The following is a 20247-nucleotide window of genomic DNA, read 5'->3' as shown; positions in this document are numbered from 1 at the left end:
ACAGACCAGACACCGCAGTATCCAAGATTCGACCGAATCGGAACACCGGTCAACACGCCTACAGTCCGACGACAACGCGGCCAACTGAGGCCGGGAAAGATTTTGATATAGCTGTTATTCATTTATGGCACTATCCAGCGAACGCGTCGGTCTTTTACGAGTCGGCCGAGTACAGGGATCTAATGGTCCAGAACGTGGCTTCAGTGATGGCAGAGCTGGAACCCGAGGATTTCCATCTGCTTTCGGGCGTCGAACAGGGAATGCGGTTCTCGGAGTACGTCGCCCGCGAGAAATTGACCGAGTTCTCCCGGTTGACGACGGAGGATGTCGACTACCGACTCGACCGCTGTGCAGACCGGGGGCTGGTCGAGCGCAAGACCATCCAGTACGAAGGCTTCAAACTCACCTTCGAAGGGTACGACACGCTCGCGTTGCATACGTTTGCCGAACGCGACACCATCGACGGCGTTGGGTCGCCGCTTGGGGTGGGCAAGGAGAGCGACGTGTACGAGGCCCACTCGTACAAACCAGTGGCCCTGAAGTACCACCGCGAGGGGTACACTAACTTCCGTGAAGTGATGAAAGAGCGGGAGTACACCGCCGACCGCGATCACGTCTCGTGGCTCTACACCGCTCGGAAGGCCGCAGAGCGGGAATACGACGCGCTCGAAACACTGTATCCGGACGTGTCGGTTCCCCAGCCCATCGACACGAACCGCCATGCAATCGTCATGGAGAAAATCGACGGCGTCGAACTCTCCCGGACGAAACTCGAACCCGAACAGGTACTGCCGATTCTGGATCTCGTGCTCGAAGAGATGCAGACGGCCTATCGCGAGGGGTATGTCCACGCGGACATGAGCGAGTACAACGTCTTCGTCACGAGCGAGGGCGTCGTCGTCTTCGACTGGCCCCAGGCGGTCCCGACAGACCACGAAAACGCGCGCGAACTGCTAACTCGGGATGTCGAGAACATCGTGAGCTATTTCGAGCGGAAATATCCGCAGGAAATCAGGGATGTCGACAGGCGAGCCGTCGCCGAACAACTGGCAACCGACTCGTTCGAGTCGATCACTGAGTTTACTGCATAGCAACGTTCCAGCGACGCTGTTGCCGCGTCGCACCTCGTTTGACTGGTTCCGCAACGAGTCGGAGTTATGCCGCTCTTCGGAAAATAAACTAGATAGTGCTATATCAAATCCGGGATGCGTACCGATCGGGCCGGTTCGAAGCGGCAGCGGCAGTTGTTCGCTTAATGGTCCGTACGCCGGGGGAGACAAGTCGTCTTACCAGTGGCAGATTCCTGTTTCCAAATCGGGAACCGACCAGAGATTAGGCTGTCCTAAAAACCACAGACGTTTTATATTATTAGGTGAGCCTAAATCATATGGCAGACAACAGTACCGGATACGGGGGTCGGACACGATGACCGCCAACACCACTATCGGGAAGCCGGGGGAAGCAGACGATGGGTAAACGTCCGCGACGTGTGCGCGCTCGACTGTGGGCGGGGCTTACGCGATGGTCTTCGAACCCAACGTGCAGTCGACTGAGGAGTCGAGGAACGGCGAGCCCACAGTGAGCGATACGAACTCACCGGAGTAATGAGTACAGCGCCGGAGTACCTGCTGGCGATCTACATCGCTCAGCATCGGGACGACCCGCCCGTTGCACCGGGCGTTCTGGGAGAGATGCTCGACCGGTCGCCGGCGGCGGTGACAGAGATGTGTCAGCGGCTCGCAGCGGAGGGGCTCGTCTCCTACGAGCCCTACGACGGGGTGACGCTGACCGAGTCGGGGCGCGAGGACGCCGCGGAGTTACACGAGACGTACGTAACCGTCTCGTGGTTCTTTCGCGGTGTACTGGATCTCGACGACCACGAAGCGGAAGCGATGGAACTGGCCGGATTGGTCAGTCCGATGGTCGCCGAGCGACTGGCAGCAACGCTCCCCTGTGACGCCGAAGCGGAGGGGATATCGGGACCGACAGACCCAGCGTCGACACTCTCCGATGGAGATGATATTTGAACGGCCCACTTCGGACGAGCGGTCGGTAGAGAATCAGACCGGCAGCGCGCTCTCGGGGACGATGCCGTCGTCGGACCAGCCCCTCGCATCGTAGTACTCCTCCAGTGCGGTCTCGAACGAGGGGAGATCGTACGGCAGAGTGTCGTCCGTTCGGTCGAAGCCACGCTGGTTGTTGAAGTGGCGTTCGAGCGTGACAGTCCGAGCGCCAACTGCGAGCAGGTCTTCGAAGTCGGCGTCGAAGAGGTCCTCGTAGCGCTCGGGCGTCATGAAGTCCCGCGAGAACTTGCAGACGACGCCGCTGTCGTTCAGTGCCATCAGGTTCTCCCGTTCGACCAGCATGTCGGCTTTGCCGAGCGTTCCCTCCGGGTTGACGGCCTGGTCGTCAGGGACCAGTGGGTACTCGACGGAGTAAACCGTCGCGTACATGTGGTCCGCGCCGCGGCTGGCGACGGCATAGGAGAGTCCCTGGCCGTGGAGGACACGCCCCTCGTGGGCGGCGAAGTCCATTCCCTTGACCGTCCAGTTCTCGACATCGAGGTCGTCGTGACAGCGGTCGATACCCTCAGCCAGCGTGTCGCCGACGCCTTCACGGTGGGCGATTTTCTCGACGGTCTCGTGTATCAGGTCAGTGTCGCCGAAGGCGTCCTCGCTGGCGAGGTAGGCCGCGACGGTGTTGCCCGCGGAGATGGCGTCCATCCCGAGGCGGTCACAGAGCGCGTTGGACTGCATCACGTCAACGATGTCGTCAACACCGGAGTTCGAGCCGAAGGCCATCGCCACTTCGAACTCGGGGCCTTCGGTCTCGACGCCGCGTTCCTCGTCCCGCGTCGGGAGCTTGCAGGCGAAGGCACACGCCGAACAGGTCCCTTTCTTGTACTTCTTCGATTCGACGGCGTCGCCGTTGATGCCCTCCACACCGGCGAAAGACTGCTCGGAGAAGTAGTACGAGGGGAGGCCGTTGACCTCGTTCGCGAGGTCCATCACCGAGACGGTTCCCTGCCGTTTCATGATGTGGTCGTCCGTCGCGGCCTCCCGGTGGATGTCCATCTGCATCGCCGGAATCTCGATGTCCGGCGGGGAGTCGCCAGCGAACGTGACGCCCTTCACGTTTTTCGCGCCCATGACCGCGCCGAGGCCGCCGCGGCCGAAAGCTCGCTCTTCGCTGGTCATGATAGACGCGAACCGGACCGCGTTCTCCCCGGCCGGGCCAATGACCGCCGTCTGGTCCGACTCGATGCCGTGTTCGGCGTCGAGATACTCCAGCGTCTCGGGGACCGTCGCGCCAGCGAGGTCGGGGACGGCCTCGAACTCGACGCCGTCGTCGCGCACGTGGACGAAGACGAGTTCGTCGCTTTCGCCGGTGAGTTCGACGGCGCTGTAGCCCGTATCGGCGAAGTTCCGGGACATGAAGCCCCCGGCGTTCGAGGAGAGCAAGCCGTCGGTCAGTGGCGAGACGCCGGTGCAGTTCATTCGCCCGGTGAAGCTCATCTGGGCGGCCTGCATCGGCCCCGTCGAGAACACCAGCCGGTTCTGTGCGCCGAGCGGGTCCACGTCGAAGGGAATCCGCTCGTGGGCCAGCCGCGTGCCAACGCCGCGGCCGCCGAGATACTGTTCGAGGAGTGGGTCGATGTTCTCGGTATCGGTTTCACCTGCGGTCAGATCAACCGTCAGCAGCGGCCCGTCTGCATGTATCATTATTATTTATCACTGTGACACCGCCTTATCGATTGTGTCTCTCAGTGGGCTTGTGCGTGGGTACACACTGGTGGCAGGTTCGGCCCGGGACGGGCATCGGCTCGTTCACTCCGGCTGTCACTCGCCGGTCGTGACCACGGCAATCGACCAACGGTTATTGGTCTCCGGTCCGTGCGACCAGTATGGAGACCCGAGCGCTTGGCGAGACAGGACAGGAGAGTACGGTGCTGACGTTCGGCTCGATCGCACTCAACTGGCTCGAACAGGAGGGGGCGAACCAGATGGTCGAACTCGTACTCGACCACGGCATCAACCACTTCGACGTGGCACCGACCTACGGCGACGCGGAGCTGAAATTGGGGCCGAAGCTGCGCCAGTACCGCGAGGAGGTCTTCCTGGGCTGTAAGACCCAGGAGCGCGAGTACGCGGGGGCTGCGCGGAAGATCGACCGGTCGCTGGACCGCCTCGGCATCGACACCATCGATCTCTACCAGATCCACGGCCTAGAATACGAGGACGAACTGGACACCATCACCGCCGACGGCGGCGCGCTGGACGCGATACGGGAGGCGAAAGCAGCGGGGAAAATCGACCACATCGGGCTGACGAGCCACGGTGACCCCGGACTCATCCTCGACGCCATCGACCGCATCGACGACCTGGAAACGGTGATGTTCCCGCTGAATCCCGTCGTTGCGGGCAAGGACGACGGCGAGTACGACTACGAAGCGGTGCTGGACCGCTGCGAGGCCGAGGGTATCGGCACGCTGGGCATCAAGGCCTTCGCGAAGGGGTCGTGGCCGCCGACTGACGAACTGGCCGAGGCCGACCGTCCGTACGCGAACTGGTACGAGCCGGTCGACACGCCCGAGGCCATCCGCGAGCGGTTCGACTTCGCCGCCGCCCAGGGCCTCGATACCGTCGTCAGCCCCGGCGACCCGAAGCTCGTCAAGATGGTGCTCGACGCCGCCAGCCGCTCCGAAGGGATGGACGAGGCACGTCAGCGCGCGCTCATCGAAGAGGCCCGGCACGACGACAGCCCGGTTCCCGAGCAACTGCATCACTGAGCGTGGACAGCGTTCCGGAGACGGTGACGGCCGCCCTCGCCGACCGGCAAGTCGAAGGACAGGTCTGTCTCGAAGCCGGGGCCGGCGTCGGCAACACGACGGCCGGGCTGCTGGCCGCCGGCGCGAAGCGGGTGTACGCGGTGACGAACGACGCCGACCACGCTGCGACGGTCCGCGAGCGCCTTGGCGACGGGAACGCCGACCGTCTCGCAGTTATCGAGGCTGATCTCCGGGCGACGCCGCTTTCGACCGATAGCGTCGACCTCGTCACCGCCCACGGGCTCTGTAACGTTCTGCCGCCAACTGATCTCGACGCTGTCGCGGCCGAGCTGACACGGGTCGCCAAGTCGGACGGTCACCTCGTTGTCGACGACTACGCGGTACCACCGGCCGATGCTGCTGTCAACCGGCTGTTCGCTGTGGAGAACGCCGCCGCGCGGGTTGTCGACGGCCGGCCGGCACTGACTTTTTATCCGCCCGCTTTGCTGGCCGCGGTGTTCGCCGACCACGGCTGGACTGTCGAGCGAAAGAAGACCTTGCTTGACCCTGTGCCCTGGACCGAGGCGCACCTGGACGCCCACGCTGAGGTGGTGCGTGGGTACGCGGACCGGCTTCCCGACGTGGTTGGAGAGCCGCTGACTGCGATGGCTGACGACGTAGTTGCTGCTATCGGCTCCGAGCGAACCGGGACGATGTACAGTCTCGCATTCCGGCTAGCAGATGTGTGAGATATGGGAAGGGCCTGCGATGGGAACGGGTGTTTTGACAGCCAGAAAGCCCCACCCAAAGACGGTTGATCCCTCCAGGCTGGGTGGGACTGAAAGGGGCGGCTGGCTGAACGAAGGCGGACGACGCAAGGACCACAGTGAGCGAAGCTCTCTCGTGATGACGAAAGACGCGAAGCGTCTTTCGAACCACCCCCGAGTTCAGCCAGCCGGGGCTTTCTGGCTGTTAGACAATACACTCACTCAAGAAATAAAAAGAGACACAACGTTTCCTAGCAACCGAACGGCTAAGGAAGCGCCGGCCGACGTGCCGGTATGACGCTCGACCGCTTATCAGAGTTCGACGCCGAACCGGCTGACGGAGACGTAATCGACGGGGAACTGGCAGTGACAGACGACGTGCTGGTGAAGGCGTTCGCGCTGGGGCCGGATGCGACAATCGACCCCCACGAACACGACGGGGCGACGAACGTGTTCCACGTCGTCCGCGGCGAGGTGACGGTCCAGCAGGACGACACCGAGGAAGTCATCGCCGCGCCGGGGGTCGTGCTGAACGAGCGCGGGCAGGCCCACGGCGCGCACAATCACACCGACGAAATCGCCGTTTTGACCGCGAGCCTCTGTCCGCTGCCGGGACAGTAAGGGGTCGCCGTCCGGACGGCAGTACTGGCTACCGGTTTCCGCATCACGCTTATCAGCGTTACACTTCATTGATATGTATGACGCAACCACTGCCGACGAACAGGCTCCGCCAGACGGTCGACAGCGGCGATGTCGCGCTGGGCGTCCTCGATAACACGTACAGCCCGACGCTGGTAGAGTTCTACGGCGACCTGGGCGTCGATTTCGTCTGGCTCGACTTCGAACACGGCGGGCCGGATCCGTGGGACGCGGCGACCGTCGAGAACCTCCTGCGGGCGGCCGACGGCACCGGGACGGAACTGCTGGTTCGGCTGCCGGACACATCCCCGACGCTGGTGCGGAAGGCACTGGACCTGGGAGTCAAGAACGTCTTCCTGCCACGAGTCAAAACTGCCGAAGAGGTCCGGGAGGCCGTCAAGTCCGGCCGGTTCCGATACGACGGTGCGGCCGGCGACCGAGGACTGGCCGCGCCCCGGGCACGCCGCTGGGGTCTCGGTGAGAACTACGTCGAAGCGTCGGACGAGGAGACGCTGGTCGGGACCACAATCGAGACCAAGGAGGCCGTCGAGAACATCGACGCGATTCTGGACGTGCCAGAACTGGGCTTCGTGTTCATCGGGCCGTTCGACCTCTCGGTGTCAATGGGCCACCCCGGCGAAATCGACCATCCGGAGGTACAGGAGGCAGTGGAGGCGGTCCGCGCGGCGGCGGTGGAAGCGGATGTCACCGTCGGCGGCCTCGGATTCGGGATGGACGACGTGAACGAGAAAGCAGAGTCGGGGTATCAGATTCTCCACGTCGGGAGCACGACCGGCGCGATTCAGAGCGTGGTGCAGGGGTGGTTAGAGGACTTCGAAGGGGAACGGAGCTGAGAACAGAAACGGCTGCGCGACAGCTTAGGCGCTCGCGCCGGATTCAGCACCGCTGGCAGCGTCGACGGCGCTGTCGTCGAGTTCCGCCTCGGCTTCCAGCAGTTCGCGGTAGCGCTCGCGGATGGTCACGGTGCTGATGTCCGTGGCCTCGCTGACGGTCTCCTGGGTCATCTCCTCGCCCAGCAGCAGGCCGGCGGCGTAGATGGCCGCGGCCGCGAGGCCGACGGGGCTCTTGCCGCTGTGGACGTTGGCCTCCTTCCCCGCTTCGATGAGCGCGCGGGCCTGGCGTTCGAGGGCGTCGTCGGCGTCGAGTTCGGAGACGAACTTGCTGAGGTAGGTTGCGGGGTCCGGCGGGCCGACCTGCAGCGAGAGTTCGCGGTTGAGATAGCGGTACGCGCGAGTGAACTCCATCTCGTCGACGCGGCTGACGACGGCCATGTCGTCGAGCGTCTGCGGGAGGTTCGCCTGCCTGACGGCGGCGTACAGCGCGGCGGTCGCCATCCCTTCGATGGAGCGGCCGGGCAACATTCCTTCGTCGAGGGCGCGGCGGTAGATGACGCTGGCCGTCTCGCGGGCACTCTCGGGGACGCCGAGGGCGCTGCCCATCCGGTCAATCTCGCCCAGCGCCTGCTTGAGGTTGCGCTCGGCGTGGTCGCGGGTGCGGAACCGCTCGTCCCAGGTCCGCAGGCGCTGCATCTTCTCGCGCTGGCGCGTCGACAGTGAGTTGCCGTAGGCGTCCTTGTTCTGCCAGCCGATGTTGGTCGAGAGGCCCTTGTCGTGTTTCATCTCTGTCGTCGGCGCGCCGACGCGGCGCTTGTTGTCCCGCTCCTGGCTATCGAAGGCGCGCCACTCCGGCCCGTGGTCGATCTCGTCCTCGTCGACGACGAGACCACACGACTCGCAGACGGTCTCGCCGCGACTGTCGTCGGTGACGAGGCTCCCGCCACAGTCCGGGCACGCGTGGCCGGTGCTCGCCTCGGACTCGGCCTGTTCGTCCACACTGTCACCGCGTTCGTCGGGGGAGTAGATGCTGCGTGTCGTCATAGTGTGTCTCTGCGAGCGCGTGGGACGCCCGCGGTCGTACCCAATTGTAGGGGTGCATCCTGCATGAGGACTCGTTTGGCACACGCCGAACTTCCTCCGAGGGGCGAACTTATGTTATCTGTCCATCATTACACCACATGGATCCACCCCGCTGGCCCGCCGACCTGCGCCGCTACGTCGTGATAGCGGTGGCGTTCGGCGTCCAGATACTGGCGTATGCGGCGCTGGTCGCGCTGACGACACACGACGGGGCGATGCCGCTCGTTAGCGCACTCCAGCAGGTCCCGACGCTCCTACTCGTTCTGTTGGGCATCGCTGCCGTTCCAGCGGTCGCAGTTACTATCGGCGTCGGACAGGCGCTGGAATACGCGTTCGGTGTGCGAGTAGTGCAGTTCGACGCGATCCTAGTGACACAGGGCGACGGGCTGTTTTTCGTCATCGCCGCGCTGCTGTCGATTGCGGTCGTCACACTCGGCCGGCAGGCCCGTCGCAAAACGGGATAGTCCGGCCCCAGACGAGCGGCTCCGGACGACGATTAGACGCCCGAGCGGCCGATTCGGAGGCGTCCGCCCTCGGCGACATCCTCGTCGGCCTGGACCGGCCCCATCGACCGCGTGACGAACGACCGGACGATCCACGCTTCGGCTCGCTGGAGGCGGTACTGGAGCGTCGACCGCGACACATCGAGCGTTTCGGCGAGGTCCGTAAGGGAGATGTCCCGCGGCGTCCGGTAGTAGCCGTGCTCGACGGCGGCCTCGACGGCGGCCTGTTGCTCCGGCGGGAGCTCCGCCAGCGTCACGGCCTCATCGACCCAGTACGACGGCGAACTGAGCTGCCGGAACTCGACGGTGAGCCCCTCACGGAGTTCGGACTCCATCTCCTCGAACAGCCCGTCGACGCCGGCGTCGCTGCACAGAAGGAGTCGCCACTCACACCGGCTGCCGCGGCGCTCGGTCTCGACGAGGACGCCGCGGCCGACATGGTCGATAGCCAGCCGCGGAATCGAGTGGCAGTCCCCGGCTTCGGACCGGTAGCTGTACACCGTCCGGACGCCGGGGTCCGACCCGATGACCTCGTAGGTCCAGTCGGTCTTGCAGTCGCGTGTGCCGATACACTCGGTACACTGGACCGGGTCGTCGTACACGTCGTCCAGTTGGTCAAGCGCCGCCTCCGGGCCGGCGACCCGTTCGAGCCGCCACATCCCGTCTTTCGTGACGTTGCACGCGATGGTCCGGGAGTGGGTCTCCGGGTAGTCGATGAACACGTCCATCACGGGGTCGACGTTCCGCTCGTAATCGATGGTGAAGATGAACTCTCGCATATACGCCCCGTTGCGTGTCGAGCGGCTTATACGCACGGTCTCGTTCGGCGTATGCCAAACGGGTTGTGATTGTCCCCGAAGACGATACTGGAAGTATGTCCTGTCCTGTTTCCCCATCTTCCAGCGAGTCGCCCGGCGGACCGGTCGCTGGCGACGCATCGGCCGACGCTCCCTCCCACGACCGCGGGTACGAACTCCCCGCACACAACTGGCGACACACCGTCATCTACGGGGCGGTGTTCTGGGCGGTCGTGGCCGCGGCGTGGCTGGTCGTCCCGGCCGGCCACCCGTTCCAGCTGGGAGTTACGCTGTCTGGCCTGTTCGCGGCCCCGCTGTTGCCGGTCGCGCTCTGCTGTGACTACCGCCAGGCCAGACACGTCGGCACGTGTGACCCCGGACCCCGCGCGTACCTCTCGAATCTCGTTCGTGACATCAAGACGGCAGTCACCGGTCAGAGCACCCTGGGTGACCAGCGACGGGAATTCCTCCGCTGCTGAGAGCGGTCACGCGACTCACGTGGCTCCGTCCGACTGCTGGCGAGCCTCGTCAAGCCAGTCCGGGTCGGGAACCTCAGTCGACCCGACGCCGGTAATCTCGTAGCGCCACTCGACTGAGACCGTTTCGCCGTCGTCAGTTTCGCCGGTCAGCGTCCATGCTGTCTGGCGTGCCAGCCCGCTCTCGTCGATCAGTATCACGACGGTGAAGTCGGTCACAGTCACGTTTCCGCCGGAGCCGAACGCGCCGGCACCGAACTGCTGCCAGGTCGAGAGGTCCGAGTACTCGTAGCGGTCGACCGTGACACCGTCGAAGGTCTCCGCCCCGATCAGACGGGCGTCGTCGACGGATTCGTAGCTGAGCGTCCCACGGTCGACGGCCGACTGGAAGGCCGTGTCGTCCTGCGGGCGGACCTGGTAGAACGCCTCGTCGTCGGTCTCGTACCGCGTGTAGGCAGAGCCGTCAGCGACGAACGTTTCGAACTCGGTCCCGGCGTCCGGCCCGGACATCGAGAAGGTCTCTATCGAGCGGTTCGCCCGCAGGTCCACCTGGTAAGCGTTCGTAATCGTCGCTGTTTCGCCGGCTTCAGTCGTCGAGTACGACCACGTCGCGGTGAAACTGCCCGCGTCCCGCAGGAGGCGGTCAGCCGCCTCAACCGAGAGGTCGCTTTGATCTGCCGGAACGGCCCCACCGTCAGTCGTTTCGGTCCCGCCATCAGCCGCCGGGTCCCCGCCGACACACCCGGCGAAAACGACCAGCGACAACACCAGCACAGTGAGTAATCGTGTTGTCATATCGGATGGGAGGCTGTCACGGGAGATAAGCTAGTATGGTTGATACGACGCGCGATTGGGCACTCGCACCCGCCGGGACTACAGCCAGTCCGTGTCCGGATCGATGCGATCCGGCGGCGTCTCACCGGCCAGCGCGGCTCCGACGTTCGCGGCGACAGCGGCGTTCAGATCCTCGCGGGCTTCCTCGGAGTACCAGGCCGCGTGGGGCGTGACGATGCAGTTGTCCAGACCGACCAGCGGATGGTCCGCCGTCGGTGGTTCCTCGGCCAGAACGTCGAGACCGGCGGCCGCAATCGTCCCCTCCTCCAGCGCCGTTCGGAGCGCCGCCTCGTCGACGAGGCCGCCGCGGCCGGTGTTGACGAGAACGGCGTGGTCGCGCATCGATGCGAGCGCGTCGGCGTCTATCATCCCCGCCGTCTCATCGGTCAGGGGCGCGTGGAGAGAGACGTAGTCGGCCCGCTCGTACAGCGTCTCCAGCGTGACCTTCTCGACATCGGCCGCGGCCATCTCCTCGGTGTCAACGTAGGGGTCGTAGGCGATTACGTCCAGATCGAACCCCCGCAGTTGGTCGCGCACTCGGCGCGCGATAGGGCCGAAGGAGACGAGGCCGAGCGTCCGGTCGCGGACGCGGTGTACCGGGCGGGTCCGCTCCCAGCCCCACTCGCCGTCACGAACGTCGCGGTCGTAGGCGGCGACGGTCCGAACGCAATCGAGCAACAGCGTCGCCGTGTGGGTGGCGACTTCGTCGGTACAGTACTCGGGGACATTCGTAACGGTCACACCGTTGTCCGCCGCTGCCGCCACGTCGATGTTGTCGATACCGACGCCCGCTCTCGCGACGATTCGGAGGTCATCCAGCGCATCGAGCACTGTGGCCGTGATCGGCGTGTTCACGTCCACGACGAGCGCCGCCGCACTGTCGGCTGCGTCTCTGAGCGCGTCCTCGGTGTCCGTCTCCGCGGCAACGACTTCAGCGTCGAGTTCCGCCCGCAGTCGGTCGATATCTATCATCGGATCGTCGCTTGCGACCACGCGTTCCATATCCGGAGGAAGGGACCCCGACGCTAAAACGGGCCGAAGGCGTTCCCGCCGGATAGGAATTCGAGGTCCATGATAAATCGAATACAACGATAGCAAACCGCGCCGCCGCACGGTCTCGCAGTCCCGAGCGCTGTGATTTAAGCCGCTTGACCGCCAACGCAGCGGCATGGAAATCGAACTGCGGTTTTTCGCCAACTTCCGGGAAGCCGTGGGACAGAAGACACTGCAGCGCGAGTTCGAGGACGGTCTGCAGGCCGGCGACGTGCTCCGGGCCCTCTCCGAGGAGTTCACCGAGATGGACCTGTTCGAGGACGGTAAACTGCGCGAGTACCTGACGATTCTGCGCAACGGCACGGATATCACACACCTCGACGGGCTGGAGACCGCACTCGAAGACGGGGACGAACTCAGCGTGTTCCCGCCGGTTGCCGGCGGATAGGGGTCCGGCCACGCAGTCGTCGGATCAGCAACAGAAAATAAAGGGGAACATCAACCCGACGCGGTCGCCGGCGTCCAGTTCCGTGTCCAGTCCGCCGAGATGTTCGTTGAACTTCCCGTTGACCGCGACTCGCGCGTAGCATCTGGTCTGCTCGCCCTCGGGGTTTTTCGCCCAGTCGCCCGGCAGGTCCGCCATCTCCGGAGCCCAGCCCTCCGTGGTGGCGTCCGCCTCGGTTTCAGCGATGAGCATGTCGCTCACGTCGTACTCCCGGAAGAACGCGTCGAGGAAGTCACGCAGCGTGTTCCCTTCGAAGGTAAACGTCATCGACGATTCGCCGACCGCCCGGCGGACGTGGCCGGTACACCTGACCGCAACGGTGGTCAGGTCCGGCGACGACTGCCGCTCAAGTGTCTCACTGCTCATACGTGTCCTAAGACGTGCCGCGATAAATCAGTAGAGGCGAACATGTTCGCCCATCGCCGGGATTTATCTGCCACGAACCACGTGTAGCGGTATGGATGACATCGAACTGGGGATACCGGCCGGAATCGTCGACTCGCTGCCGCCGGACAGCGACGACACGAAACGCGACATGGAGCAGGCCGTCGGCGGCTGGGAGCGGGAGCTCAACGCCGCACTCGGGTCCGAGGAGCCGGCCAGCGCTGTCGTCGACCACATCGAGCAGTTCGAGCAGCGCTGGGAGGCCTACGACGAGTACGTCGTCGAACTCCGCGCGTGGGGCCAGTCGCCCATCTACGCGATGGCCTGGCGGGACCTCCACGCCGCCGTCATCGCCCAGATCTACGACCACGAGGACTTAGACGAACGCGTCAACCGCGAACGCAACGCCCGCATCGTCGACGACGGGATCCGGCCGGGGTAAGCCGCATTGTCCGGGAGAGGGGATCCGGCCGGGGTAAGCCGCATTGTCCGGGAGAGGGGATCCATCCGAGGAAGGCGGTTGTGGGGACCGAGTTCCGGAGCGCCGATAGGTTTAGACGACCGCACCCGTAACGACCACACGATGGAGCGTGAACGGAGTTTTCGCGGGATCTCGGTTCGGGCCGCGATCGGCTATCTGGAGAACCTCGGCGGCGAGAAACGGGACCAAACAACCGTCGAAGGCGACGGCTGGATGGCGCGCCTCTCAGAGGAGAAGGTCGCTATCGGGCCGAGCCTCCAGCTCAACGAAGTAACTATCGAGTTCGACGGCGACCCGGAGACGCTGGAGCCGCTCATCGAGAAGTTCGCACAGAAGGCGATGCGGGCGGGCGGCTGACCCGGCGATGGCTGATCCATCGTACCCCATCGAGGGCCAGATCGTCCTGCTGGCCGGGACGCAGGCCAGCGTACCACTCGATCAGCTCCCGGACCTGCTCGAACGGGTCCAGACGTATCTCCGAGAACACCGCGCGGCCTACGACAGAGAGTACGAGCGCATCAACGGCCCCAGAGCGGCCGATTACGTCTGTGTCGAGGCGGGCCACTGGGACACCATCGGCGCGGACCTCGATCTGGGCGAGCGCGAACAGGACGCTGTTCGACGGGCCCACGACGCCCAGTTCGAGCGCGACGGCCGGCGGCTGGACAGAAGCGAGGAGTTCGAGGCGACGCTTGAGATCAGGGACGTGCTGGCGATTACTGCCGAACCGTGATCGTCTCCAGCACGCGCTGGGAGAAATCCGTCTCGGAAAGATCGCCGTTTTCGAGGTCGTCGATCCACTCGCTGTCGACCGACCACTCGCCGAGTTCGGTTCCCTCGAGGTCCGTGACGGTCGCCTCAACGTCGACCCCGGACCAGTCGTCGGCATGCAGGTCCCGCAGGACGTTGATGACCCGGCCGATCTCTCGGTGGGGGATGACGGCCGCCTCGTCGGCCGAAATCGACTCGTAGGTGAGGCAGTACATCTCGCCTTCGTCGGCAAAGTCGGTGACGTAGACGCCGTGGCTGGTCAGTCGGGACTCGACCTGGAATTCGAAGTCGTCGATGTCTTCCTTGCGCATTAGAGAAATAGGTGTGTTCGGTGGCCGGCGCTGGCTCAGTCGTCGCTCGGGGCCGCTGCGCCGCCGGAACTGACGCCGGTGCCGGGGCCGATGTCGATGCCCAGTTCGTCGAGTTTCTCGTCGGTGACGACGCCGTTCTCCCAGTCACGCACCGCGTAGTACTCGTCTTTCATCTTCGAGAGCTCCGCGAGTTCGCCCTCGGAACCGCCCTGGGCCGGCATCGCGTGCTCGTCGCCTTCGACGAACCGGTTGGGCAGGTCGTCGTCGGCCCCGTCGAAGCCGGCGAGGTTGTTGTAGTAGCGTTCGAGGTTGTAGATGCGTTCGCCGGCCTCCATCAGTTCTTCCTCGCTCACGTCCAGGCCGGTCATGCCGTTGTACTGCAGGACGTACTCCTCGATACCCTCCGCGAAGGCGTTGAACTTGCAGATGTCGAAGGAGTCGCTGATGGCGTGCAGGTCCTGGAAGGTGGCACACAGCTCGCCTTTCCCCTCCCACTCTCGGGGATCGACTTTCTCCGGGATGCCGAGAATCTCGGCTGCCGGCGTGTACCCACGCAGGTGACACGCACCGCGGTTCGAGGTGGCGTAGCCGATTGCCATCCCCTTCATACAGCGCGGATCGTAGGCAGCCATTGTCTGGCCCTTGACGGCGAGAGAGTTGGTGTGAGCGTCGAACTCCTCGGCGAGGTGGTCCGGCCCCTCGGCGAGGTGGTCCGCGAGCTCCGTCTCGCGGTGGGCGATCATGTCGATCATGTCGATCATCGTATCGGCGTCGCCCCAGTCAATTCCGTCTCCCAGCTCGTCGAACTTGCCCTCCTCGGTCATCTCCATCGCCATCGCCATGGTGTTGCCCACGTCGATGGTGTCGACGCCCACGTCGTTACACCGTTCGAGCATCACGGCGATCTTGTCGCGCTCGACGTGCCCGGAGTTGGGACCGAGCGCCCACGCGGACTCGTACTCGTAGGACTCGGTGCGGACGTTCATCTCCTCGCCTTTGTGCATCGCCTGCACCTCGACTTCCTTCTTGCAGGCGACCGGACAGGAGTGACAGGTCGGCTCGTCGACCAGAATGTTCTCCCGGACGTTCTCGCCCGAGACGTTCTCCGAATCAATGATGCGCTCGCCGTCGCCCTCGGCCTCCGAGTACGACCGCGTCGAGGAGTACTTCGCGTTTTTCGTCGGGAGGCCGTCCATCTCCTCGGTGAGATTCATCAGGACGTTCGTGCCGTACATCGAGAGGCCGCCCTCGTTGGGCGCGGTCACGTCGGATTCCTGAATGACCTGCATCGCCTGCTTGTGACCTTCCTGGAACGTCTCCTGGTCCTTCGGCTTGGGCATCCGGGTGCCGGACTTGACGACGACGGCCTTGAGGTTCTTGTTGCCCATCACGCAGCCGGTACCGCCGCGGCCCGACGCGCGGTCGTCTTCGTTGACGATACAGGCGTACTTGACCTCGTTCTCGCCGCCCTGGCCGATAGCCATCACGGAGAGGTTCTTGCCCAGCGAGCCTTCGACTTCGGCTTCGAGGTCGTCGATGGTGTCGTGGACGCCCTGGCCCCAGAGGTGCGAGGCGTCCCGGAGTTCGACTTCACCGTCTTCGACGTAGGCATACACCGGCTCGTCGGCCTGGCCTTCGAACAGGAGCCCGTCGAAGCCCGACCACTTGAGTCGCGCGCCCGACCAACCGCCGTGGTGGGAATCTGTGACGGTGCCCGTCAGCGGGGATTTCGTACAGATGGCGATGCGGCCGCTCATCGTTACCTGCGTTCCCGTCAGCGGGCCGTTCATGAACGCCAGCAGGTTCTCCGGTCCCAGCGGGTCCACGTCCGGCCCCTGGTCGAAGACGTATTTCACCCCCAATCCGCGTGCGCCGATGTACTTCTCGGCGTCCTCCTGGTCGATACCTTCGTAGGCTACGTCGCCGTCCCCAAGGTCGATTCGCGCCACGTGATCCTGGAAGCCACCAAGGTCTGTCATGGTAATACATTACGCTCCGGCCGGCAACAACTTAACGATTTGTGTTATCAGGCTGTGGATTGGCGACTGTTCCACCGAGGGCCGTGTCTGCGTGATCGAATCACACTCGCGGCTGTGGTCCGAACCGCTTAAGAGTCCCAACGGCAAACTCCGTGTAACTCGCTGGACGACGGGCACCAGTGGGCACCTGCGTGTGCAGGTCGGGATGTGAGTCGCGCCGCGCGCGACTTGAACCACGCAACGCCCGTGGTGAACACATATGGCACGAAGCGCATATTCGTACATTCGAGACGCCTGGAAGAACCCAGGTGACGGACAGCTCGCAGAACTACAGTGGCAGCGCCAGCAGGAGTGGCGCAACGAAGGGGCCGTCGAGCGCATCGAGCGTCCGACCCGCCTCGACAAGGCCCGCTCGCAGGGCTACAAGGCGAAACAGGGCGTCGTCGTCGCCCGCGTCTCCGTCCGCAAGGGCGGCGCACGCAAGCGCCGACACAAGGCCGGTCGCCGGTCCAAGCGCCAGGGCGTCACGCGCATCACCCGCCGGAAGGACATCCAGCGCGTCGCCGAGGAACGCGCCTCCCGCACCTTCCCGAACCTGCGCGTGCTCAACAGCTACTCCGTCGGCCAGGACGGCCGCCAGAAGTGGCACGAGGTCATCCTCATCGACCCGAACCACCCGGCCATCCAGAACGACGACGACCTGTCGTGGATCTGTGCCGACGACCAGGCCGACCGCGTCTTCCGCGGTCTGACCGGTGCCGGCCGCCGCAACCGCGGCCTCGGCAAGAAAGGCAAGGGCGCAGAGAAGACCCGCCCGTCGCTGCGCAGCAACGGCGGCAAGGGCAAGTAAGCCGGCCGTTTTCACGCAGATTCTTTGCAGTGACAGTTCCGTAGAAGAGGTATCTATCGGCCACACAAAGGTATTGATCGCGCGTCGCGGCCACTGTCGTCGCACGGTATGGCCGTTTTCGACACCAAGGAACGACCCAGCCGGCACAGAAAACTCTTATCACAAGAATATCACGTTGGGATATGGATATCCAACGGCTCTACCATCCGTCGGTGCTGGTCATCGGACTGATACTGGGATTCGACGGCCTTCGTATGACCGGTGCCGAGGGTGTCATGTTGGTTGCCAGACTGGCAACGGTGGTGGGCAGTATGGTAGTCGTCGGCGCGAGCGCCTACGCGCTGGCAACCGGACAGGAACCGAAGGTCGGGGACCGGGCCGCGTGGCTAATCGTCGGTGCCGCCGTACTCGTGGTCGTCGGAACGGTGCCGTCACTGTTGTGACGACTGGCTCGTTCTGTCACCCGAACTAATTACGCCCAGACGCCCTGTTCGCGGTCCATGATACTGACGACGACGACGTGGGGCAGCGTGACGACGGCGATGAACACCAGATACAGCGCGACCCATTCGGGAACGGACCCCGGCGGGTTCGGAACCAGGAAATACAGTCCGCCGAGCAGGGCGAGCGAAGCGACGGTCAGCGGCGCGGCGTCGCGGGCGAATCTGGCCAGTGCGGCTGCAGGATTGCGGTTTTCGAGTGCGGCGACGGCCGCCTTGTCGACCAGCAGGAGGCGGGCGACGTGGCGCAGCGAGTGCCAGAGACAGAAGTAGACGCCAATGGCGAGCACCGGCGGGACGAGGGCGAAATAGGCAAGGAGTCCCAGCGTCTCGCCGGCGTCGAGGAGCCACGGGCGGCGGGCGTCAGCGCGAGCGAACCCGACGGCCAGCGTCGCCACGACGAGCGCACCGTAGGTGACGGCGAGTGCCGTTCTAACGTCGGGCCGGAACGCCCACCCGATAGCGGCCACTGCCTCGGGCGCGAACAGCGAGACGAGGTCCGTCGCAACGCGGCGGTACCACGCCGGAAACGCGAGCAGCGGGACCAGCATCGGCAGGCCGCCGCGGACGAGGACAGTCCCGCTTCGCTGGGGGAGCGACCGGAGGTGGTCGGCGTCGGCCAGCGCGAGCAGCGCGTAGAGGTCACCCTGGCCCCAGTGGAACCACGTCACTGTGATGAACAGGACGAAGGCCGCTGCGGGCGCGAGGAACCAGGCGACGGCGTAGGCCCCGCCGACAACGCCGTAGAGGGCGAAGATCCGGGCGATGGCTCGCCAGTCCGGGTGGTCGCCGCGGGTCCGTGCGACCGCGAGGTGGTCGACCGCGCCATGGGGGAGACCGAGCAGGACAGCACTGACGACCAACGGGGCGTACTGGAGCGCGGGCGGTATCGAGACTCCAGCGAGGAACGGGACGACGACGGCGAGGCTGGCGACCCAGCCGGGAGCGAGTGCGATTCGGTAGAGAACCGGCGACGGGACGGCGCTACGGTCGCTCACTTCCATCTGTCGACGAGCCAGACGTATAGAACGACCCCCTGTACGACGAACAACGTCGTCAGGAAGAAGAACACTGCTTCTTCAATCGGCAGATCGAGCAGGGGGATCGCGTAGCCGGTCGTGTACTGTTCTGAGAGCGTCCAGACGCCGAGCCGGATGGCGATGCTATCGATACTACAGAGGTACAGTGCCGGGGCCAGCGTCGCGCCGCCGACAGTCCGCCATTCCTTGGCGAGAAAGTGCCAGCCGAAGGCCCACTGAATGGCGAGAATCGGGCCACTCCAGGCCAGCAGCGAGCCGAGATACAGGCCCGAGTCGGATCGCAGGAGCGCGAGACCGGTCAGGACGACGACGAGGGCAGCACCGAACCCCACGAGCCGCGTTCGAAGTGGCGTCGCCAGCGGCCGGTCCGTGTCCACCCGAAACCGGGCGATCCATAGCCCGACCAGTACGGTCTGCAAGACGAAAAAGAGGTACTCGCCGAGGGGAATCGACCAGAACCGCACCAGCACGGTGCCGTCGCCGTACCACCAGACGCCGCGCCGGATGAGCGCCCCGTCCCACGGCGTCGTGTAGATGAGGGCCAGTCCTGCGAGGATAGCTGTCCCCGTAAGTACGTCTCGGCGGCTCCCGAGGCGGTAGGTGGCCGTCAGTGCCAATCCAGCCACGACCGGGACCACGAACAGGGCGTGGAACTGGAGATACGTGAGCGTGGGCAACATTAGTTCAGGGACAACGGTGTGTCAGAACCGATGCCCGGCGCGTGGCTGTCATCCACGCCACGCGGGTTGCCCGTGGCCGTGAGCGTCCGTCGGCGTTTCGCCGGGACCGCGCTCGGAGACAGCGCTCACGGTGTAGAACGTCGCTTCGGGGTCGCCGTTGCGCCGCCAGTGCCACCACGTGCGAGCGAGGAGCCACAGCCGGCGGCGGCGAGTGAGATCCGGCGTCTCCGTCAGCACGTCGTAGCCGCGGTCACGGATGAGTCGATGATGGTCGGCGTACAGGACCGCAGCCAGCAGCACGCCGAACTGGCAGTCTTCCGGCAGGTACCGGATGCCGGCGACGCCCTCGCGGTACAGTTCGTCGGTCCGGGCCAGTTCCTCCTGCATCACCGCGCGGAACGCGTCGTCGACCTCGGCGTCGGCCAGTTGCTCCTCGGTCACGCCGTGGCGCTCCAGAGTCTCCTGGGGCAGGTACACCCGGCCGTAGTCGTGGATGTCCTCGCGAACGTCGCGCAGGAAGTTCGAAAGCTGGAACGCTTCGGCCAGCGCCGTCGCGTGGGGCAGGGCCGCTTCCTTCTGTGGCGGGTCCATCACCTCGGTCATCATGTGGCCGACGGCGACAGCGGAGCCGCGCATGTACTCACGGAGGTCCTCGAAGGTGTCATAGCGGGCCTGGGCGATGTCCATCTCCATCGCGTCGATGAAGACATTGATCGTCTCCTCGGAGATGTCGTGGCGCTCGGCCAGGTCCTGAAACGCCGCTAGGACGGCCACATGGTCGGTCTCGGCCGGGTCGATGTTTCCGAGGGCAGCCTCACGAATCACCTCCAGTTGCTCGTGTTGGACGGTCGGCGGCGGCCCCTCGGGCTGGTCGACGACCTCGTCGGCCACCCGGAAGAACGCGTACATGACGTAGGTCGGGTGACGGATACGCGCCGGAAGCAGACGCGTCGCGAGGTGGAACGTCCGTCCGGTCTCCTGCTGTATCGATTTGCTAGTTTGGATGTTGTCTGATTGCATTGAAGGCTATCG

The 20247-nt window shown here is 64.7% G+C and carries 25 protein-coding genes; 14 read left to right on the top strand and 11 right to left on the bottom strand.

Annotated features, from left to right (window positions below):
* Positions 1-182: 182 nt before the first annotated feature.
* Together NDI54_RS04070 and NDI54_RS04065 are read left to right on the top strand one after the other, a co-directional pair.
* A complete protein-coding gene (locus NDI54_RS04070) occupies positions 183-1091 on the top strand; it encodes a serine/threonine-protein kinase RIO2 (protein WP_310895201.1) in 909 nt (302 codons plus the stop codon).
* A 513-nt stretch (positions 1092-1604) separates the two neighbouring features.
* A complete protein-coding gene (locus NDI54_RS04065) occupies positions 1605-2027 on the top strand; it encodes a metal-dependent transcriptional regulator (protein ID WP_310895200.1) in 423 nt (140 codons plus the stop codon).
* A 33-nt stretch (positions 2028-2060) separates the two neighbouring features.
* Here NDI54_RS04065 and NDI54_RS04060 read toward each other — a convergent pair whose 3' ends face one another.
* The gene (locus NDI54_RS04060) at positions 2061-3722 is read right to left on the bottom strand and encodes an aldehyde ferredoxin oxidoreductase family protein (RefSeq protein WP_310895199.1); all 1662 of its coding nucleotides are present in this window, start codon (positions 3720-3722) and stop codon (positions 2061-2063) included.
* A gap of 182 nt (positions 3723-3904) precedes the next feature.
* Between NDI54_RS04060 and NDI54_RS04055 the strand changes: the two genes are divergently transcribed.
* From NDI54_RS04055 to NDI54_RS04040, 4 genes are all read left to right on the top strand, one after another.
* Positions 3905-4789 (top strand): aldo/keto reductase, encoded by an 885-nt coding sequence (locus tag NDI54_RS04055; protein ID WP_310895198.1) that lies wholly within the window; start codon positions 3905-3907, stop codon positions 4787-4789.
* Positions 4790-4791: 2 nt separating this feature from the next.
* On the top strand, positions 4792-5517 hold the full coding sequence (locus tag NDI54_RS04050; RefSeq protein ID WP_406600166.1) for a class I SAM-dependent methyltransferase: 726 nt from the start codon (positions 4792-4794) through the stop codon (positions 5515-5517).
* Positions 5518-5829: 312 nt separating this feature from the next.
* The gene (locus NDI54_RS04045) at positions 5830-6156 is read left to right on the top strand and encodes a cupin domain-containing protein (protein ID WP_310895197.1); all 327 of its coding nucleotides are present in this window, start codon (positions 5830-5832) and stop codon (positions 6154-6156) included.
* 77 nt (positions 6157-6233) lie between these two features.
* Positions 6234-7028 carry an HpcH/HpaI aldolase family protein gene (locus tag NDI54_RS04040; protein WP_310895196.1) on the top strand — a complete coding sequence of 265 codons (795 nt, stop codon included), beginning with the start codon at positions 6234-6236 and terminating at the stop codon, positions 7026-7028.
* Positions 7029-7052: 24 nt separating this feature from the next.
* Here the strand turns inward: NDI54_RS04040 and NDI54_RS04035 are convergent, their stop codons facing one another.
* Positions 7053-8072: a transcription initiation factor IIB gene (locus NDI54_RS04035; protein WP_310895195.1), complete on the bottom strand. Its 1020-nt coding sequence runs from the start codon at positions 8070-8072 to the stop codon at positions 7053-7055.
* Between the two features lie 137 nt (positions 8073-8209).
* On the opposite strand from NDI54_RS04035, the gene NDI54_RS04030 reads away from it, so the two are divergent.
* On the top strand, positions 8210-8575 hold the full coding sequence (locus tag NDI54_RS04030) for a hypothetical protein (protein WP_310895194.1): 366 nt from the start codon (positions 8210-8212) through the stop codon (positions 8573-8575).
* Positions 8576-8607: 32 nt separating this feature from the next.
* Here the strand turns inward: NDI54_RS04030 and NDI54_RS04025 are convergent, their stop codons facing one another.
* Positions 8608-9393, bottom strand: a complete 786-nt coding sequence (locus NDI54_RS04025; protein ID WP_310895193.1) for a helix-turn-helix domain-containing protein — start codon at positions 9391-9393, stop codon at positions 8608-8610.
* 95 nt (positions 9394-9488) lie between these two features.
* On the opposite strand from NDI54_RS04025, the gene NDI54_RS04020 reads away from it, so the two are divergent.
* Positions 9489-9890, top strand: a complete 402-nt coding sequence (locus NDI54_RS04020; protein WP_310895192.1) for a hypothetical protein — start codon at positions 9489-9491, stop codon at positions 9888-9890.
* A 15-nt stretch (positions 9891-9905) separates the two neighbouring features.
* On the opposite strand, the gene NDI54_RS04015 is transcribed toward NDI54_RS04020, so the two are convergent.
* Together NDI54_RS04015 and NDI54_RS04010 are read right to left on the bottom strand one after the other, a co-directional pair.
* The gene (locus NDI54_RS04015; protein ID WP_310895191.1) at positions 9906-10682 is read right to left on the bottom strand and encodes a DUF7537 family lipoprotein; all 777 of its coding nucleotides are present in this window, start codon (positions 10680-10682) and stop codon (positions 9906-9908) included.
* 78 nt (positions 10683-10760) lie between these two features.
* The gene (locus NDI54_RS04010; protein WP_310895190.1) at positions 10761-11723 is read right to left on the bottom strand and encodes a C-terminal binding protein; all 963 of its coding nucleotides are present in this window, start codon (positions 11721-11723) and stop codon (positions 10761-10763) included.
* A gap of 166 nt (positions 11724-11889) precedes the next feature.
* Here NDI54_RS04010 and NDI54_RS04005 point away from each other — a divergent pair, with 166 nt between their 5' ends.
* Positions 11890-12162, top strand: coding sequence for a ubiquitin-like small modifier protein 1 (locus NDI54_RS04005; RefSeq protein WP_310895189.1), 273 nt, complete (start codon positions 11890-11892; stop codon positions 12160-12162).
* Between the two features lie 24 nt (positions 12163-12186).
* On the opposite strand, the gene NDI54_RS04000 is transcribed toward NDI54_RS04005, so the two are convergent.
* Positions 12187-12585, bottom strand: coding sequence for a pterin cluster protein (locus tag NDI54_RS04000; protein ID WP_310895188.1), 399 nt, complete (start codon positions 12583-12585; stop codon positions 12187-12189).
* Positions 12586-12676: 91 nt separating this feature from the next.
* Between NDI54_RS04000 and NDI54_RS03995 the strand changes: the two genes are divergently transcribed.
* The 3 genes from NDI54_RS03995 (at position 12677) to NDI54_RS03985 (ending at position 13817) form a co-directional block, all read left to right on the top strand.
* Positions 12677-13045, top strand: a complete 369-nt coding sequence (locus NDI54_RS03995) for a hypothetical protein (protein WP_310895187.1) — start codon at positions 12677-12679, stop codon at positions 13043-13045.
* 141 nt (positions 13046-13186) lie between these two features.
* Entirely contained in the window at positions 13187-13441 is a 255-nt protein-coding gene (locus NDI54_RS03990) for a hypothetical protein (protein WP_310895186.1), read from the top strand.
* A gap of 7 nt (positions 13442-13448) precedes the next feature.
* Positions 13449-13817: a hypothetical protein gene (locus tag NDI54_RS03985; protein WP_310895185.1), complete on the top strand. Its 369-nt coding sequence runs from the start codon at positions 13449-13451 to the stop codon at positions 13815-13817.
* Here the strand turns inward: NDI54_RS03985 and NDI54_RS03980 are convergent.
* The gene (locus NDI54_RS03980) at positions 13801-14166 is read right to left on the bottom strand and encodes a hypothetical protein (protein ID WP_310895184.1); all 366 of its coding nucleotides are present in this window, start codon (positions 14164-14166) and stop codon (positions 13801-13803) included. The genes NDI54_RS03985 and NDI54_RS03980 overlap by 17 nt on opposite strands.
* 35 nt (positions 14167-14201) lie before the next feature.
* Positions 14202-16145, bottom strand: coding sequence for an aldehyde ferredoxin oxidoreductase family protein (locus NDI54_RS03975; protein WP_310895183.1), 1944 nt, complete (start codon positions 16143-16145; stop codon positions 14202-14204).
* 259 nt (positions 16146-16404) lie between these two features.
* Between NDI54_RS03975 and NDI54_RS03970 the strand changes: the two genes are divergently transcribed.
* Both NDI54_RS03970 and NDI54_RS03965 read left to right on the top strand, forming a co-directional pair.
* Positions 16405-16995 (top strand): 50S ribosomal protein L15e, encoded by a 591-nt coding sequence (locus NDI54_RS03970; protein ID WP_310895182.1) that lies wholly within the window; start codon positions 16405-16407, stop codon positions 16993-16995.
* A gap of 182 nt (positions 16996-17177) precedes the next feature.
* Positions 17178-17438 (top strand): hypothetical protein, encoded by a 261-nt coding sequence (locus NDI54_RS03965; protein WP_310895181.1) that lies wholly within the window; start codon positions 17178-17180, stop codon positions 17436-17438.
* A gap of 29 nt (positions 17439-17467) precedes the next feature.
* Here NDI54_RS03965 and NDI54_RS03960 read toward each other — a convergent pair whose 3' ends face one another.
* From NDI54_RS03960 to NDI54_RS03950, 3 genes are read right to left on the bottom strand one after another with little or no spacing between them, the layout of a single operon-like run.
* Positions 17468-18499: a Brp/Blh family beta-carotene 15,15'-dioxygenase gene (locus tag NDI54_RS03960; protein ID WP_406600165.1), complete on the bottom strand. Its 1032-nt coding sequence runs from the start codon at positions 18497-18499 to the stop codon at positions 17468-17470.
* Positions 18490-19215, bottom strand: coding sequence for a lycopene cyclase domain-containing protein (locus tag NDI54_RS03955; RefSeq protein WP_310895179.1), 726 nt, complete (start codon positions 19213-19215; stop codon positions 18490-18492). The genes NDI54_RS03960 and NDI54_RS03955 overlap by 10 nt, the downstream gene beginning before the upstream one ends.
* A gap of 48 nt (positions 19216-19263) precedes the next feature.
* Positions 19264-20235, bottom strand: a complete 972-nt coding sequence (locus NDI54_RS03950; RefSeq protein WP_310895178.1) for a phytoene/squalene synthase family protein — start codon at positions 20233-20235, stop codon at positions 19264-19266.
* Positions 20236-20247 lie beyond the last annotated feature (12 nt).

This window comes from Haloarcula terrestris (genome assembly GCF_031624315.1).
GTDB classification, from domain to species: Archaea; Halobacteriota; Halobacteria; order Halobacteriales; family Haloarculaceae; genus Haloarcula; species Haloarcula terrestris.
Note: the sequence above shows the minus strand (reverse complement) of the source record. Positions and strands in the feature narration are given on the sequence as shown.